13 protein-coding genes are annotated in these 15,953 nt (G+C 37.3%); 5 read left to right on the plus strand and 8 right to left on the minus strand.

Going from position 1 to position 15,953, the window contains the following annotated elements; all coding sequences use genetic code 11:
* Positions 1-230 precede the first annotated feature (230 nt).
* Complete coding sequence (corA, locus tag HEQ36_RS09450) at positions 231-1,382, minus strand: magnesium/cobalt transporter CorA (RefSeq protein WP_168635240.1); 1,152 nt, start codon at positions 1,380-1,382, stop codon at positions 231-233.
* Positions 1,383-1,492: 110 nt separating this feature from the next.
* On the opposite strand from corA, the gene HEQ36_RS09455 reads away from it, so the two are divergent.
* The 3 genes from HEQ36_RS09455 (at position 1,493) to HEQ36_RS09465 (ending at position 4,246) form a co-directional block, all read left to right on the plus strand.
* Positions 1,493-1,669 (plus strand): hypothetical protein, encoded by a 177-nt coding sequence (locus tag HEQ36_RS09455; protein WP_168635241.1) that lies wholly within the window; start codon positions 1,493-1,495, stop codon positions 1,667-1,669.
* Between the two features lie 484 nt (positions 1,670-2,153).
* Complete coding sequence (locus HEQ36_RS09460; protein WP_168635242.1) at positions 2,154-2,960, plus strand: SDR family oxidoreductase; 807 nt, start codon at positions 2,154-2,156, stop codon at positions 2,958-2,960.
* Between the two features lie 17 nt (positions 2,961-2,977).
* Complete coding sequence (locus tag HEQ36_RS09465; RefSeq protein WP_168635243.1) at positions 2,978-4,246, plus strand: hypothetical protein; 1,269 nt, start codon at positions 2,978-2,980, stop codon at positions 4,244-4,246.
* A 269-nt stretch (positions 4,247-4,515) separates the two neighbouring features.
* Here the strand turns inward: HEQ36_RS09465 and HEQ36_RS09470 are convergent, their stop codons facing one another.
* Together HEQ36_RS09470 and HEQ36_RS09475 are read right to left on the minus strand one after the other, a co-directional pair.
* On the minus strand, positions 4,516-4,971 hold the full coding sequence (locus HEQ36_RS09470) for a cupin domain-containing protein (RefSeq protein ID WP_053537516.1): 456 nt from the start codon (positions 4,969-4,971) through the stop codon (positions 4,516-4,518).
* Between the two features lie 52 nt (positions 4,972-5,023).
* On the minus strand, positions 5,024-5,794 hold the full coding sequence (locus HEQ36_RS09475) for a cysteine hydrolase family protein (protein WP_053537515.1): 771 nt from the start codon (positions 5,792-5,794) through the stop codon (positions 5,024-5,026).
* An 82-nt stretch (positions 5,795-5,876) separates the two neighbouring features.
* On the opposite strand from HEQ36_RS09475, the gene HEQ36_RS09480 reads away from it, so the two are divergent.
* Positions 5,877-7,277, plus strand: a complete 1,401-nt coding sequence (locus HEQ36_RS09480; RefSeq protein WP_168635244.1) for an amidohydrolase — start codon at positions 5,877-5,879, stop codon at positions 7,275-7,277.
* A 575-nt stretch (positions 7,278-7,852) separates the two neighbouring features.
* On the opposite strand, the gene HEQ36_RS09485 is transcribed toward HEQ36_RS09480, so the two are convergent.
* Positions 7,853-8,260, minus strand: a complete 408-nt coding sequence (locus HEQ36_RS09485) for a BON domain-containing protein (protein ID WP_168635245.1) — start codon at positions 8,258-8,260, stop codon at positions 7,853-7,855.
* Between the two features lie 466 nt (positions 8,261-8,726).
* On the opposite strand from HEQ36_RS09485, the gene HEQ36_RS09490 reads away from it, so the two are divergent.
* A complete protein-coding gene (locus HEQ36_RS09490) occupies positions 8,727-10,160 on the plus strand; it encodes a sensor histidine kinase KdpD (RefSeq protein WP_168635246.1) in 1,434 nt (477 codons plus the stop codon).
* 739 nt (positions 10,161-10,899) lie between these two features.
* Here the strand turns inward: HEQ36_RS09490 and HEQ36_RS09495 are convergent.
* From HEQ36_RS09495 to HEQ36_RS09510, 4 genes are all read right to left on the minus strand, one after another.
* The gene (locus HEQ36_RS09495; RefSeq protein ID WP_168635247.1) at positions 10,900-12,390 is read right to left on the minus strand and encodes a UDP-N-acetylmuramoyl-L-alanyl-D-glutamate--2,6-diaminopimelate ligase; all 1,491 of its coding nucleotides are present in this window, start codon (positions 12,388-12,390) and stop codon (positions 10,900-10,902) included.
* A 406-nt stretch (positions 12,391-12,796) separates the two neighbouring features.
* Entirely contained in the window at positions 12,797-13,057 is a 261-nt protein-coding gene (locus HEQ36_RS09500; RefSeq protein WP_168635248.1) for a hypothetical protein, read from the minus strand.
* Positions 13,058-13,107: 50 nt separating this feature from the next.
* Positions 13,108-15,423, minus strand: coding sequence for a GUN4 domain-containing protein (locus HEQ36_RS09505; protein ID WP_233455389.1), 2,316 nt, complete (start codon positions 15,421-15,423; stop codon positions 13,108-13,110).
* A 144-nt stretch (positions 15,424-15,567) separates the two neighbouring features.
* On the minus strand, positions 15,568-15,831 hold the full coding sequence (locus tag HEQ36_RS09510) for a glutaredoxin family protein (protein WP_168635249.1): 264 nt from the start codon (positions 15,829-15,831) through the stop codon (positions 15,568-15,570).
* Positions 15,832-15,953: the final 122 nt, after the last annotated feature.

Consider the following 15,953-nt stretch of genomic DNA (forward strand, 5'->3'; position numbering starts at 1 on the left):
TTGAGAAAAAAAGACTCCTTTTGTTAAATAACTAATTAACCGCTAGTAAGTAGAGGTAGAATATGACAACCCAAAATTTGCTCATCCCTCATGCTTATACGTATCTGCTCGTAAAAATTAGTGTCTTAGTTTTAGCATTGTTGCTGTGGTTTGTGTTTACAGCCGCACCCGTTATTTAATTACATTTAAAACTTAGAGATGTTGAAGAAAACGTCTCTATTTTATGGACATTAGCGATGAATATCTTTTTGGAAATTAACAGAATTAGTCAGCCAACCCCGTCGCCAGAAAAAGTATATTAGACTGGTAGCAATTAACGCCATTGCTCCTAAACATAGGGGGTAGCCCCAATACCAATTTAATTCTGGCATATTGTGGGGCGATTTTTCAGTATTGAAATTCATCCCATATACCCCAGCAATAAAAGTTAAGGGAATAAAAATAGAAGAAACCACCGTTAGCAACTTCATAATTTCATTCATTTTATTACTAATTGCCGACAAATACACATCCATTAAACCAGCCACTAATTCTCGATAAGTTTCCACTATATCCATCACTTGGACTGCATGATCATAACAATCTCGCAGATATATTCTTACATCATCACTAATTAATTCACTACCATCTCTAATTAAAGAATTAATTGCATCTCTTTGTGGCCAAATTGCGCGACGTAGTTGTAATAATTCTCGTCGAATTTGATATATTTTTTGTAATGTTTGTTGACTAGGATTAACGATTACTTCTTCTTCTAAATCATCAATTCTTTCCCCATAAAGTTCTAAAACCGGAAAAAATCCATCAATAATTGCATCTAATAAAGAATAAGCCAAATAATCACTATTTTGTCTGCGGATAATACCTTTATTTTTATTAATTCTCATTCTCACACCATCAAAACAATCATGTTCCGGTTCTTCCTGCACTGTCAAAACATAATATTTGCCTAAAACTAAACTTACTTGTTCACTATAAAAACTGCCATTATTATGATTAGGTACAACCATGTGGGCAATAATTACTAATTGTTCTTCATAATCCTCAATTTTTGGTCGTTCTACCATATTGACAATATCTTCCAAAATCAGAGGATGTAAATCAAAAGTTTGACCTAAACGCTGTAAAATATCTTTACTACCTAAACCTTGAACATCTACCCAAGAAACAGATTCTGTATCCAAATAATTAAGACATTCTTCAGGGTAACTTATTTGTTTATGAATGAGTTCAGTTTGATTATAGTCAATGAGAAAAATAATTGGTTGTTCAGCATTTTCATCAACAATGATTGTTCCTGGTTGAGTTCCTGGTTCGTGATAGAATTCCTTCCCCCATGACTTCTTAATAGCTTTGGTAGCGCGGCGAATTTTTCTAACCATGAATTTTTACTCTTTAGATATTACTGTCTAAAATTTTAACTCATATCATATAATTTTCTTAATTTTGCATTACGGAAATGGTAATTTCTATATACAAATAAAATAAAAATATGCTTATGCAACCAAATCAGCAAACATTTTGGTTAATTGAAACTGAAGCAAAACCATTGCAGCAGATTATAGGTGGTGGTTTTATTTTACCAGATGGACAAGTAGCGTACCTTTGGTCAGCGCAGCTATCGCTAGAATTTTACCACATTCCAGTCATGCCACCTTTCCATCTCTAGCATCCTTTCAACAACTGCAAAATCAAAGAGGGAGAACATTAGTATTTGGAGAAAACTCACGATATAATCATCATTTACAAAGCTTTAAACTAGTAAGAGATAAAGATGTAACAGGTATCAGCGGTACTGGTATAGTTGCTGATTGAAACCAGATTTTTGATTGGAACCTGGAAACCAACTCCCATTTCTGGGGTAATGTTAGCTTCGACCTGTTATAAGAGCTTGTTAGGCTTGCAACACTGTTCCAGTGACCTTAGAACTGTTTAATCACAAGCGACAGAGCAGGGAACTAGCTACGCATTCCGGGGTGTCGTGACTCAAATAACGGCTACCCTTCGACTATGCTCAGGGTGGTCTGGTCAGTACGGCTTGCTTGATTTCTCTTACAAGCCCAGTCCCTTTAGGGCTGGGTTACTGACGGACATAAAGGTAAAACCAAAATTATTGTAGATTAAATATACCCTATTCAAAAAATTTTCCATTTATGACTACTAGTGAAAATCTCATCTTAGTTGTCGGTTCTACCGGTGGAGTTGGACAACTTGTAGTTAGTAAACTATTAGAAAAAGGCTTACCAGTTCGTATTCTCACCAGGGATGCCGAAAAAGCCGCAAAAATGTTTAATAACAAAGTAGAAATTGCAATTGGTGATATCTGTAAACCCAGCACATTGACAGCAGCAATGGCAAACATTACCGCCATTATTTGTTGTACAGGAACTACCGCTTTCCCTTCTGCAAGATGGGAGTTTAATCAAATTCCCAACATAATCGAATTAGGGATTACCGTATTTAATCCCCAATTCCTAGAAGATAAAGCCAAAAATACCCCCACTAAAGTTGATACACAGGGTGTAATTAATCTTATATCAGCAGCACCAAAAAACCTCAACCGCTTCGTATTTGTTTCTTCCTGTGGAATTCTGCGTAAACATCAATTTCCGTTTAATATTCTGAATCTTTTTGGTGTACTTGACGCTAAAGAAAAAGGAGAACAAGCCATTATTAATTCGGGAATCCCTTATACTATTATTCGTCCCGGACGTTTAACTGATGGACCATATACATCCTATGATCTCAACACCTTACTCAAAGCCACAAGTGAAGGTAAACTAAACATCGTTTTCGGAACAGGAGACACAGTTTCCGGTGATACCAGCCGCATTGATGTAGCTGCAACCTGTGTAGAAAGTTTATTTTATCAAAGTTCTGTAAATAAAGTTTTTGAAATAGTCAATCAAGGAAATAGACCGACTATAATTGATTGGCAAAATCTTTTTTCACAATTATAAAAAAGAGAGCAAAAAACATGAAATTGAATAACTTTAAAATCCCACTTTTTTTAATATTTGCTAGTTTTGTTTTTTCACCAGCAGGTTATACTCAAACACCAGAATCACAAACATCTCAACTATCTGAAGAAGTTACTAAATTACGGACACAAGGACAAACAGGATTAGAAACATTTATCAAATCCCATATTAATAACCTAACATCTCCACCAGAACCACAAATTAAAACAGCCTTAGATCAATTGTGTCAACAACGAGATTGTTATGCTTCCAAATTATATTGGTATACCGATTTAGAACAAGCCAAAGCTGCTGCTAAACTTAGTGGTAAACCAATCCTTTCTTTAAGATTATTGGGGAGATTAGATACAGACCTTAGTTGTGCCAACAGCCGATTTTTTAGAGTAGCATTATATCCCAATACCGAAATTTCCCAAGAATTAAGAGACAAATTTATCTTGCATTGGCAAAGTGTTCGTCCTGTTCCCAAAGTCACAATTGATTTTGGTGACGGACGCAAATTAGAAAGAACAATTACCGGTAATAGTATTCATTACATTTTAGATAGTTCTGGTCGTCCCATTGATGCCATTCCCGGACTTTATGGACCAAAAGCTTTTCTTAAACAACTCCAGCAAGGGGAAGTAATCGCCAAAATTTTGAGTAACCAAAATGGTGAAAAATATAATTTATTATTACAACAATATCATCTGCGCCGTCTTGACGATATTCAAAACCAATGGAGAACAGATTTATCAAAATTGGGTATTCAATCTCCACCCCAGTTAGTTCGCACAAATAATCCTACATCACTTCCTAGTGCTAGATTAGCAAGTTCCTTAGCAGTTTCTAAAGCAGTAGTTGAAAGACCAATTCTGAATTCTATTCAACCAGAACCAGCAGAAGCTTCTTCAGAAATTCTTAACCAAGCAACTTGGAATGAATTATCTAGGCTATATCAAAACGATGCTAGACTGGATAAAAATAGTATAACTTTAATTGAAGATAAAAAGTTACCAAATACAACAGATAAAAATAATTTATCCAGAGTAATTCGTAATTTTGAAACCGTCATGGCTTTAGATACTGTCAAAAACGAATATCTGCTACACAGACAAATTCATCAATGGTTTTTAGCAGAAAATCAAACATCAAATATTAATCAGTTGAATGAAAAAGTTTATGCTGAATTATTTTTAACTCCCAGTTCTGATCCTTGGTTGGGTTTAGTCAACAATGATACTTATAGTGCCATAGATAACGGTGGTATTGTGGAAAAGAATTAGAGTTGAGGAGTGTAAATAACCTCAGCAAAAACTTTGATTTTCTGGCGTTGCTGAATGAAAGTATGAATTTTTCTCACGCAGAGACGCAGAGGCGCAAAGAGTAAGAGTTTGAGAAAGGGAATTTTTGATTTTCAGAGGATGTTTGAAAAAGGTAGGGAAGGGGGGTTAGGTTTCTGGAGATTATCAGTTTCATCTAATACTTTTCAAACAACCTCTCATACCGCCATTATCCAACGCCTATTTTCTTACCTGGTCCGGTTTTTTGTAATCTAAAAAAACTTCAAAGAATCTAATCTTCCCAGAATAGTCATATCTTCAGCATCTAATTCTACGGGAATACCACTGCGAATTAGTTCCGAAAAATCCTCATTGGGAACCATAATGGTTAAGGCATAAAGACGGTTTTCACCAGTATTTTTAATTAAATGCATCCCTGTTGGTGGTACTAATAAACTATCTCCAGCTTTGATATTTACCGTTTTCCCGTCACAAATTGCAATGCCTTCTCCTTTGAGAATAAAAAACATTTCTACAGCCCATTGATGCCGATTTGGTGGTGTTTGTCCACCGACATCAAAGATTTCTATACAACAAGTTAAAGAAGTATTTGCACTTGCAGAATCAAAGATAATTGCTAATCGGTTAGAGTCATGGGGACTAATCCGATATGCTTGATAATCTTTTGGAGATTTGATAATGGGAATTACACAACGAGTATCGTACATATTGGTAATGGGTAATTAGTAATTGGTAATTGGTGTTTTTACTCCAATTAAATTAATGATGAATTGCGGTTACAATTGCAGAAGAATCTGTTACAAAACCGAAACATTGTTGGACATTATATAAAGTTGCTAACCAACAATATTCCGGTGAAGTTGTCGCGGTACAATCTTTGACTAAAATACAGTCATATCCTAAAAAATTGGCATCACACAAAGTTGATAAAACACATTGATCAGCATTTACACCAGCAAAGAATAGTGTAGTTAAACCTAAATTTCGTAAAATACTGTCTAACGGTGTATCCCAAAATCCACTCATACGATACTTATCAACCTGGATGTCTTCTGGTAGCTGTTCTAGTTCTTCCACCACAGCAGCAGCCCAACTGCCCTGCATTAGTACCTGAGAACCGTTGCTGGGAAGGGGATCACCTAATCCGACTCCTGCCCCCGTGGGGTTGTATACGTGCAATAAACCGGCACTGATATTTAGTAAATCTGGACGATTTCCCCAATTTAGCCAAATTATAGGTATATCAGCAGCCCGCAGTTGTGGTAACAATTGTTGCAGGGGGGCAATCGGTTGACGGGCAGGGTTAACATCTACACCAATGTGTGCTAACCAACCATCAGGATGACAAAAATCATTTTGCATATCAATGACAATGATAGCAGCTTTGGATAAGTCGCAACGCAGAGTTTTAGTTTCTGTGGCTAAAATGGCTGGTCGTGGAGTCTTTTGAGGACGAGTAATATCTGCAAATGTCTGATTTACTTGCCAGTTATTGGGTGCAAATCCTAATTTCTGAGTGGGTAGATTCATAAATGCCAATTCTCGATATCGTTTTTTACGTTGTAGCTTAAACTTAGGTTAATGGATCAATTACTTAATTAAGGTTAAAATCATGAACTTTACAATTAAGAATACTTTAATTAGCGTTGCCGATAGTTACGTAACTACAGACGTACAGGTTATAGATGGTAAAATCACCGCTATTACCCCTAATTTAGAAATAATTGGCACAGAAATTAATGGAGAGAACAAACTGCTGCTTCCTGGTTTTTTTAATGCCCATACCCATTCTTCGGAAATGTGGCAACGAGGAGTAATTCCCCCCTTACCTCTTGAATTATGGTTAGCACATTTATATGATTTTACTCCTTTAAATACAGAACAAGTTTATCTTAGTGCTTTGGGAACGGCAGTAGAAACTTTACTTTCTGGGGGAACAAGTGTAGTAGATCATTTAGTATTAATTCCTGGAGAAGAATTAGAAACTATTGCTACAGCAGTTCGCGCTTATCAAGAGGTAGGTATCCGGGCTTTTATTGCCCCTCTAATTCAAGATGAATCTTTGAGTATGGGCATACCCAATGGAGAATCACAAGCAAATCATGAACCTTATTTTCGTTCTTCTGGGGAAACTTTAGCAATTATGGAAACAGCGGTAAAACAATTTCATCAACCAGAGGTAGGAATTAATATTTTAGTTGCCCCGACGGGGATTCAATTATGCAGCGATGATTTATTTACAGGATGTATTTCATTAAGTAATAAGTATGATCTTTGCCGTCATACCCATTTATTAGAAACCAAAGCCCAGGAAACCCTGGCTAAAGAAAAGTATGGTTGTACTGCGGTTGCCCATTTACAACGACTTGGTTTTTTGAACAGTTGCACAACTTTAGCACATTGTGTATGGTTGAAGGAATCTGATATTAATATTCTTGCCCAAACACAATCTACAGTCGTCCATAATCCTTTAAGTAACCTCCGTTTAGGCAGTGGTATTGCCCCAATTATCAAATATATTCAAGCGGGGGTTAATGTGACCTTTGGCTGTGATGGTGCTTCTAGTAATGACTCCCAAGACTTGTTAGAAGCTATTAAAATTGGTTCGATTCTACATAATCTTACAGAACCAGATTATCAATACTGGATTACACCCAGGCAAGCTGTAAAAATGGCATCTTTAGGGGGTGCAAAAGGTTTAAATGTAGAAGAGGAACTTGGTTCTCTTACTGTTGGTAAAAAAGCTGATTTAGTTTTATATGATCTCAATAATTTATCATTACTTCCCCGCACAGATCCTATTGGTTTATTAGTTTTAGGTCGTCCTGTCAATGTTGTTAATAGTGCTTGGGTAAATGGTAAGCAAATTATTAGTAATGGGAAAATTACTACAATTAATATTGATGAACTACGACAAGAATTATTTAACCGAAGTCACTGGGAAACACAGCCTAAATCAGCTAATGTAGATAAATTAACACCTCGTTATCGGCAAGTTATGGGATTAGATTAATGTTAAGCAATATACGGCACTTCCTTAGAGGATGTTTAAAAAGTGGTATCCCGTAATTTTCATCATATTGTTACCCCCCCTTTCCCCTTGTAAAGGGGAGAAACAATAAAAATCCAGTTCCCTCCCCTTTATAAGGGGAGGGTTAGGGAGGGGTAAAATATTTAATACAGCAATCATGACTTTTAAAACACCCTCTTGTGTTATGAGGTACACATAGCTGCCAAGATGCCCGCACCACAAGAGTCATTAAGGGCGAGGAAACCCCGCCCCTACAGATTTTACGATTTGCTGAATGTATCTCATTCAAGTGCATACCGCTATAGCAATCTCATAGCCTAACTTGCGGGTAAGTGAGAGTGGTATAAAATCAAGCAGCTAGTACATCATGGCGTAAATAAAGCAACCATTTTTAAGCCTTGTAATCAATAGACATCTCCAGAAATTAAAGATACGTGACCTGAAACCCTTGTAGAGACGTTACATGGGTAGGGATTCTCGGCTGTACAATCTTTTTTGGAGATGTCTAATCAAATTTTCAGAGCTTTTAATAGTCATGTTATTTACGCCAACCTGTACTAGGGTTTTTTCTCGGTCTTTACAATAGCTTCTAACTTGACACTTTTAACGCCAGGTATTGCTTTAATGAAAGTTTCAGCCTGTGTGATTTCTTTTTGAGAAGTTGCTGTTCCTTTGAGGATAATTTCACCGTCTTTGTTAGTTATTTCTAACTTGTTTCCGGGTAGAACTGTTTTCAGTTTTTTGCTAATTTCAGTTTTTAAGTCGGTTGTGGATTTAGAAGTTGTAGTAGGAGTTGCGGTAGAATTATCTATAATTCTTGTGGTATCAGAAGCAGGTTTGGCTGGAAGAACGGGGGTTGTGCTGCTAGTACCAGTAGTTTCTGAACCTGTTTTTGGTGCTTCTTGACAACCAACCATGCCAGCTACTAAAACGCCACTAACTAGAAAAGGAATGAGCTTTTTCATGTTGATTTCCAAAGTTGAATACTTGAAGTGATGGAGTTTACTGTGAGTGATACCCAGGAGCAAATCTTAAAAAAGAATTAAATTTCTACAACCAAAAGTCATGAACCAAACATCCAGATAACTGATAGAATGACAACTTTTCAATAACTAAATTAAAACGCTTTTATTGAAAAGAGCCAATTTAATTGTACTCATGGCTATCGAATATTAACGGTTTGATGCTCACAGGTAGCCACTATCTATATATTCTCTATCCTCAAGACTTAGCCGCATCTTTTTTGGGATTGGTTTACTGGTGATTGGTAATGGGTGACTGATTCGGTGACAAAGAGAGGATATTGCACCTTGAAGGTTCGGTTATACCACTTTCTATCTTTACCCCAATGACGATAATCTCGTGGATATAGAGTGCAAATGTCTAATATAACCACCATTAGCTGCTGAAGCAATCAAGAGGTTAAAAACTGTGTACGAATGGATTTTGCCGAGTCTCAAGGAAGTTTTATCTAAAAATCAATCTCCTGTCGCTGAGTGTTCTACGGCTAAGGCGGAGCAGCAATGGCGTGTGAGTCTGGCAGCTACGGAGAACTTGCTATTGAAAACTTTAGCCACAAGTTCATCTCATGATCCTCAAGGTTTGGTATTGGCCGCACCTGCACCTTTATTTAGTCACCCCGAACTAGCACAACGATTACAAACAATAACTTTTACAGCTAGACCTTTTAATCCTTTGGCGTTGATGCCATTTATGATGCCGTCAGAAGTGGCGCAGCATATAAATAATATAGAAACAAATACTTTCCATACTGCTACTTTTCAAGAATCTATTTTACCTTTATTGCCGGCTGATCCTCTAGGTGCGGAACAGTTTTGTTTGATATTTACAGATAAATTTAGATTAGTTTTGGTTTTGGCGGAAGATGAAAATGGCAAGAAGGAATTTTTGTTTTCTTTTGAATCAGCGGTTGTCCAAAAAGCTTGGGAATCTATAGGTGCTAGGGTGGTTTTGACTAATCCTGAATTGTTTACTGATTTAGATATTAAGGTACAAAATTATCCAGTTGTTGCCCCAGATTATCAAGTTGTAATTCAATTTAGTCAGTTATTACTGCAAGAGTTAACTATTCCCACAGAAGTTACGCATACTTCATTATCTTTTCATTCACCTACTCCACCGCCAAAATCTCCATCTCGTTCGGATGTGGAGTTGCTCCAAGCTTTTGCCCATGAGGTTCGCACTCCGTTAACGACTATTAGGATGATGACGCGATTACTATTAAAAAGGAAGGATTTGCCTGTTAATGTTATCGGTCGTTTGGAGGTTATTGATCATGAATGTACTGAGCAAATTGACCGGATGGAGTTATTATTTAAGGCGGCAGAGTTAGAGAATTTATCACAACCTTCAAAATTTGCTAATTCCCAATTATCGCCGATGTGTTTGGATGAGGTTTTACAACAGAGTATTCCCCGTTGGCAATTGGCGGCAACTCGGCGTAATTTAACTTTAAATGTGGTTTTACCGAAGCAGTTACCGACGGTGGTTAGTAATCCGGCGATGCTGGATAGGGTACTTACTGGTTTAATCGAGAATTTTACGCGCAGTTTACCTCCTGGTAGTTGTATTCAGGTGCAAGTAATTCCTGCTGGTGATCAGTTAAAGTTGCAATTGTCTCCTCAGTTTGATTGTCAAGATCAAGGCTACCGGATAACGCCACCAATTCGGAAGTCGTTGGGTCAATTATTGATGTTTCAGCCGGAAACAGGGGCAATTAGTTTAAATATGGCGGCAACTAAGCATTTATTTCAAGCAATTGGGGGGAAATTAATTGTGCGTCAACGTCCCCAAAATGGGGAAGTGTTGACTATTTTTTTACCTTTGGAAGTTAGAGGTATCTGAATGTGAATATGCTGCTGCCATATATTAATTGGGTTACTATTGTTAATTTTGGATCTTTCAGAAGATGTTAGTCTCAAACCCTTTATTGACAGTAGTTTCAGAAATTAATTTCCCAGGCTAATACAAAACTTTACAAAATTAATAGCTATTCCCTCAACAATTTTAGCCATGAATTCGCTCAGAAATGATCTAATTCGAGCGATCGCAAAAATTTCCTATTGACAAATTGACAAAAAAGTGATGTTCAACCTGGCAATGTTATTAATTTTAGTGATATTTAGGGTTGGCTGATAGCGCAGCGTGGCGTTAGCCATACTCCTGAATGGGCGCAGGCCCTGCGCCCCTACTCCCTGAACTTCGATATATCGTAGGGGTTTAGCTCATGCTTTACCCTCACATATCTCATCAATTACAGGATGGTTTAATGCTGATGTAGAGATTTTTCATGAACCGTCTCTACAACGTGGTTTGCCTAAAGGATACCAGAAGCTACACCAAGGTGGTTGTAAAGTTATTGAGTCCTAAAGTACCAGTTAAACCTGTCACCTCAATGATGGCAATAAGCACCTCTTTTTTCAACGTGGCTTTCAGGCTCTATCCCTTATGAAACAAGCTGTTTAGTCACCTTGTCACCCGTTAAGGGCTTCGCCTCCCGTTAGGGATACGCGGCTACACAAACGTTCGCGTAGCGTCCCGTAGGGATAGTCCGCCTACGCGGACTAACGAAAAATTAAGGAACCTAATTTTGGCTTTTTATTCTTTCCTGTAAAGCTTCTCGTGCTTGTTCTCTGTCGTCAAAGTGGATTTTTTCAGTACCGAGAATTTGATAATCTTCGTGACCTTTACCAGCCAATAATACACCGTCTCCAGGTTGAGCCTGTAAAATAGCTGTCCGAATGGCGGTAGAGCGATCGCTAATCACCATTGCCTGTACCAGATCAGGAATACCTGCCACCACATCCTCTAATATCTTTTCCGGGTTTTCCGTGCGAGGATTATCTGATGTCACCACAGCCATATCTGCGAGTTCCGCCGCAATTTTCCCCATTTTTGGGCGTTTAGTGCGATCGCGGTCTCCCCCACAGCCAAATACACATATCATTTTACCAGGAATAAACGGCCGAGCCGCCTTGAGCAAATTCTCCAAACTATCAGGAGTATGGGCATAATCCACAATCACACTAATATCCTGTTGTGAACTAATTTGCACCCGTTCCATCCGTCCAGGAACACCGGGAAACCCAGGAATAGCACCTGCTACCAATTGCAAATCTAACCCCAAATGGACAACCGCCCCCACAGCAGCCAAAAGATTTTCTAAATTATATTGACCAACCAAAGGCGAACTAAAAGCCACATTACCTTGAGGAGTATGTAAAATCCCACTCACCCCATGGGGTTGATAACTTAAATCACTCATCCAAAAATCAGCCGTACTATCATTAACGCTATAACTCCAAACCTGTTCCCCATGCAAAGATGCAATTATTCGTTGACCATAGGCATCATCAGCATTGATAATTGCTCGTCCGTGCAAATAATTAGGACTAAATAACAACGCCTTCGCCGCAAAATAATCCTCCATATTCAAATGATAGTCCAAATGATCCTGAGTCAGATTAGTAAACACCCCCACCTCAAAAGCACAACTCAAAACCCTACCCTGGTGCAAAGCATGAGAACTAACTTCCATCACCCCAGTATCACAACCGGCATTCATCGCCTTAGCCAATTGTTGCTGTAAATCCACCGCAAAAGGAGTAGTATTCACAGCGGTTTCCTCAAAACCAGGCCAGCGCGTATACAGCGTACCTATTAACGCCGTCGGTAAATTAGCCTGAGTTAAGAAATATTCAATCAAATGAGTCGTGGTAGTTTTCCCATTTGTCCCCGTCACACCCACCATTTTCAGCTTTTGTCCAGGATAACCATAAAAAGCCGCAGCTATTTGAGCGCAAGCCTGAGTCATATTCTCAGCACCAATCACCACAGAGTTTCCTGTCGGCGGATTTTTCTGAATTGCTTCCGAAGAAACAATCGCGGCTACAGCACCAGCAGCCAAAGCACCCGGCCAAAACTCCCCACCATCTACTCTAGTTCCTGGCATCCCAATAAACAAATCGCCCACACCACAGGTATGGGAATTAGTTTTCAGTCCTTGAATATCAATATCTGGTATATTTGCAGACTCAATCCCATCTACAGCCGCTAATAATTCCCGCAATTTCATCTAGTGAACCTCGCCACAAGCTTGTCTTGCGCCTATTTAAACATTATTTTTTGTTTATGGGGAGAGATATCCCCAAAATGGTTTCATCTTTTGATTCTATAGGTAAATGTTTAGCTTCAACCGGAGATTAAACCCACATTCCGCACCCCCCGGTGTCACAATCGGTAATTTCGGACTTTTTAATATATTAAAGGATGATTTTTATACAAAAAGGTCGAAATTTTATGTGGCGATAGCGAAGCGCTGCTGCAAGCAGTTCGCTAATCCCAAATCCCCCAACGACCATTTTTCGTTGTGTGACAGTTTAGGGTGCGGAAGATGGGATTAAACTAAGTAGCCATCATGAACTGCGTACACCAGAAGGAATGAAAAACTTCTTATTCCCCTCCTCGCTTGCGGGGAGGGGTTAGGGGTGGGGTCGTCTCCATGTTTCGCGTTCTTCCCACTCATTTCGCAACTGATTTACCCATTCTTGGGCATCCATTCCTTCTAGTAAATTGGGAGCTATGCCATCAAAATCAGTTACCTTATACTTAGGCTTTGGAGTTATCGCAACAGTTTCTACAGATTGCTTCATTTGCTTCACTAAATGCTCTAATACTTGCATTTGTTCTACTAGAGTCAATTGATCAATTTCACTGAAAACACGCTCAATTGAAAGGCTCATTTTTTCTCTCCTAGAACTCACTCACCTATATTTACAATTTTCTGAAAGCTTTAGATATTACAGTTTACAAGTCTCGATACGAGAGAAGAGAATATGTTTTCACTTTGTTCCCGCTGACAAAACCAAACAGGGTTTTCACCCAAAGGCAAGTGTCCCTCTGGTGAATTAATATCATAAGTCAATTTAAACCCCCATCCTACTTGAATACTTAATTTCTCAAAGGCAACGCTATCATATTTTCCGTCGAGCTTACCACCAACGCTACTATAAATTCTCTTTTGGACGCTGAAACCAAATCTTCCTCCACTGTATTTTACCCACAATTGGTCAATTGTGCTGAGGTCTTGACATGGGAAATTTAATAGTACATCACTTGTCAGCAAGTTACGTGACGTTTTCCCCACAGCTTTAATCATGACTTCAGAAGTTTCTTTATCTGCTTCCCTCCAATTACCATCTCTGAGAAAATCACGCAGTTTAGTATAGTCTATACCTCTTTCTGAACTGAGATCATCTCCTGTCTGTAGCAGTATCTCTACATCTAGATTAGCAAAGCTATATTCGTTTTTGATGAAGTATCGGTCTGATAATTTAGACTCAATAAATATAACTGCCGGATAGCGGAATAATTCAACTAGCTTGTGTTTACTTCCCCAATATTTTGTAGTTTCATTATATGTACTAAAATCAGCAGGGTGTTTAAGAGCGCCTTCCTGTAAATTTTTGAGTAGTTGGTGGTCTGTATTCAAATCAATAATCAGTCGTGGCCATTTGATACTAATAGCTGTAAATTTACCCAACTGTTCTAAAGTTAAATATCTCCTTGAATTGTTTTCCGAAACATCAGTAGTAATTAAACTTGTCGAAGCAGCAATATATGCCTTCAGTCGGAACAGATTAATAAATTGCTTCCAACGCCGGGGGTTATAATCTAAAGCAGGAGCAACCATTAAAGCGATATTGCGAATTACTTCTGAATCTTCACCAGTTGTTATTTTGATATATTCAATTCGCCTATTACGCTGTTCTTCAGATGTTGAAGTTTCAGTTTCTGTACTAAATATTTCCTCTTTATTTTTTTCTATTGGAGTTGTATTTTGTCTATTGTTTGGAATTATTTCTTTTCTAGTTTTACGAGGAGAAATATGGTTTAAATATCTTTGAAAATCATATTTTGTAGGTCGGGGAATTTGGAAACGAATCTGGACAAATTTTTCAAAAAAATTATAACCGTATTCTATCGCTCTTATAGATAAACTACGATTATTTCTAGAGTTAGCATCAAATCCTAGATAGGGAATTATTTCTTTATACTTCACTGCAATACCCGCAGCTACTTTATCCACATCCATACCTAAAATGAAAATTAACTGCGGATCATTTACTATCATCATATTGATAGCTTGCATTAGTTCAGCAGATTTGGTAATTTCACAACGGTCAAGATCATCAATAAAAACATATACTTTATTTTGACCAGAAAACGCCTCTACAATTTTTTTAAAGTCTCTGTGAAATTCTTCAAGAAACTCAATATGGTTTTCATATTTGGGTGATTTGAGATATTTCGTCAAATCATTTTTTTGATTGTTAGCTTTAATTAAAGCCTGTACTATACATATAATTCCAAATATTATAAATATAAAGTTTATAATGTCCAGAATATTTATATCTGAAATATTTATATTTTGTTGAATAGATTCAATTAAATCATATACCTTTAGTGAAAAGTTTTTGCTTATGTTTAAATATTTAATGATTGAAACAGCTAAATTAACTATTAAGTAAAAAAACGAAATAGCTAATTTTACTTTTTCAACGCGACTAAAAAACAGTCTTGAATATCCTATAGCAAAATGTGGGATATTCTTCCAAAAATTACGACTTCCAGATATTTGTGCTAAAAATTCTAATGCAAAAGCTGCCCAAAGTGATTCTGCTTTATCATGCCTCCAGGCATTAAACCATATTGTAGCTGGTGGATCAAATCTTTTAAAACGTAATTTAATTACTTTTAATAAATTACTTCTTAAAGTGAAAAAATTAGATATTTCCTTTAGGTTTTTTTGCTGTTTAAATTTTTCCCAATCTTCTTTTAATTCCTCTTTTTCCTTATTTATCTCATCATTAAACTTTTTTCTCTCAGCTTTATGAATAGCTTTTCCTAATTGCGTCATAAAAGAAGACTTACCGCTGCCCCATTCACCTTCTATAGAAATAGTCAGAGGTGGCTTAGTTTCAGGATTAGTTAAGAACTCAGCAATAGCTATAAAATAAGGTTCAAAACCAAGATAGTCATCTTCTGAGGGTTGATCACTTACACTAGCATTAAGAATAGATTGATTATTATTGGTATTATCTGCCATGAGGATCTTACAATAGGCTAAAAAATGGGAATATTGGCTCTATCGTAGTTAAATTTACCATAGATGGGATGAAAAATATATAGGGGATACTTACGTTCTTTTAGATCCCCGACTTTTTAGAAAAGTCGGGGATCTGATGGAGTTTCAGCTTTTCACATAATCACTTAACATTTTTTCCAACCGTTCCACACTCAGACGAGGAGAAGGACGAGGTATCAGTTTTTCTTTATTGTCACTAGTGAGTAAATGCAGTACCGGAATTTCATATTGATATGCTGCAAACCAATCATCACGGGTGGTAATATCGCGTACTTCTAACTCAAAACTGAGATTTTTGATTTGTGCTAATTTTTCCTGTAATCCTTCACAAAGATGACAACCGGGTTTGCTGTAGAGAATTAATTGCATGAGTTGAGATTAAACAATGAAAATGTGTTTTATAGTTATTTTAACTAAAAATACAATTTTATAGAAAAATATCTGATAGCGTAGCGTGGCGTAAGCCATATCAGGATACTCAGGATTACAAG

Source organism: Anabaena sp. 54, assembly GCF_017355725.1.
In the GTDB taxonomy this organism is placed as follows: domain Bacteria; phylum Cyanobacteriota; class Cyanobacteriia; order Cyanobacteriales; family Nostocaceae; genus Dolichospermum; species Dolichospermum heterosporum.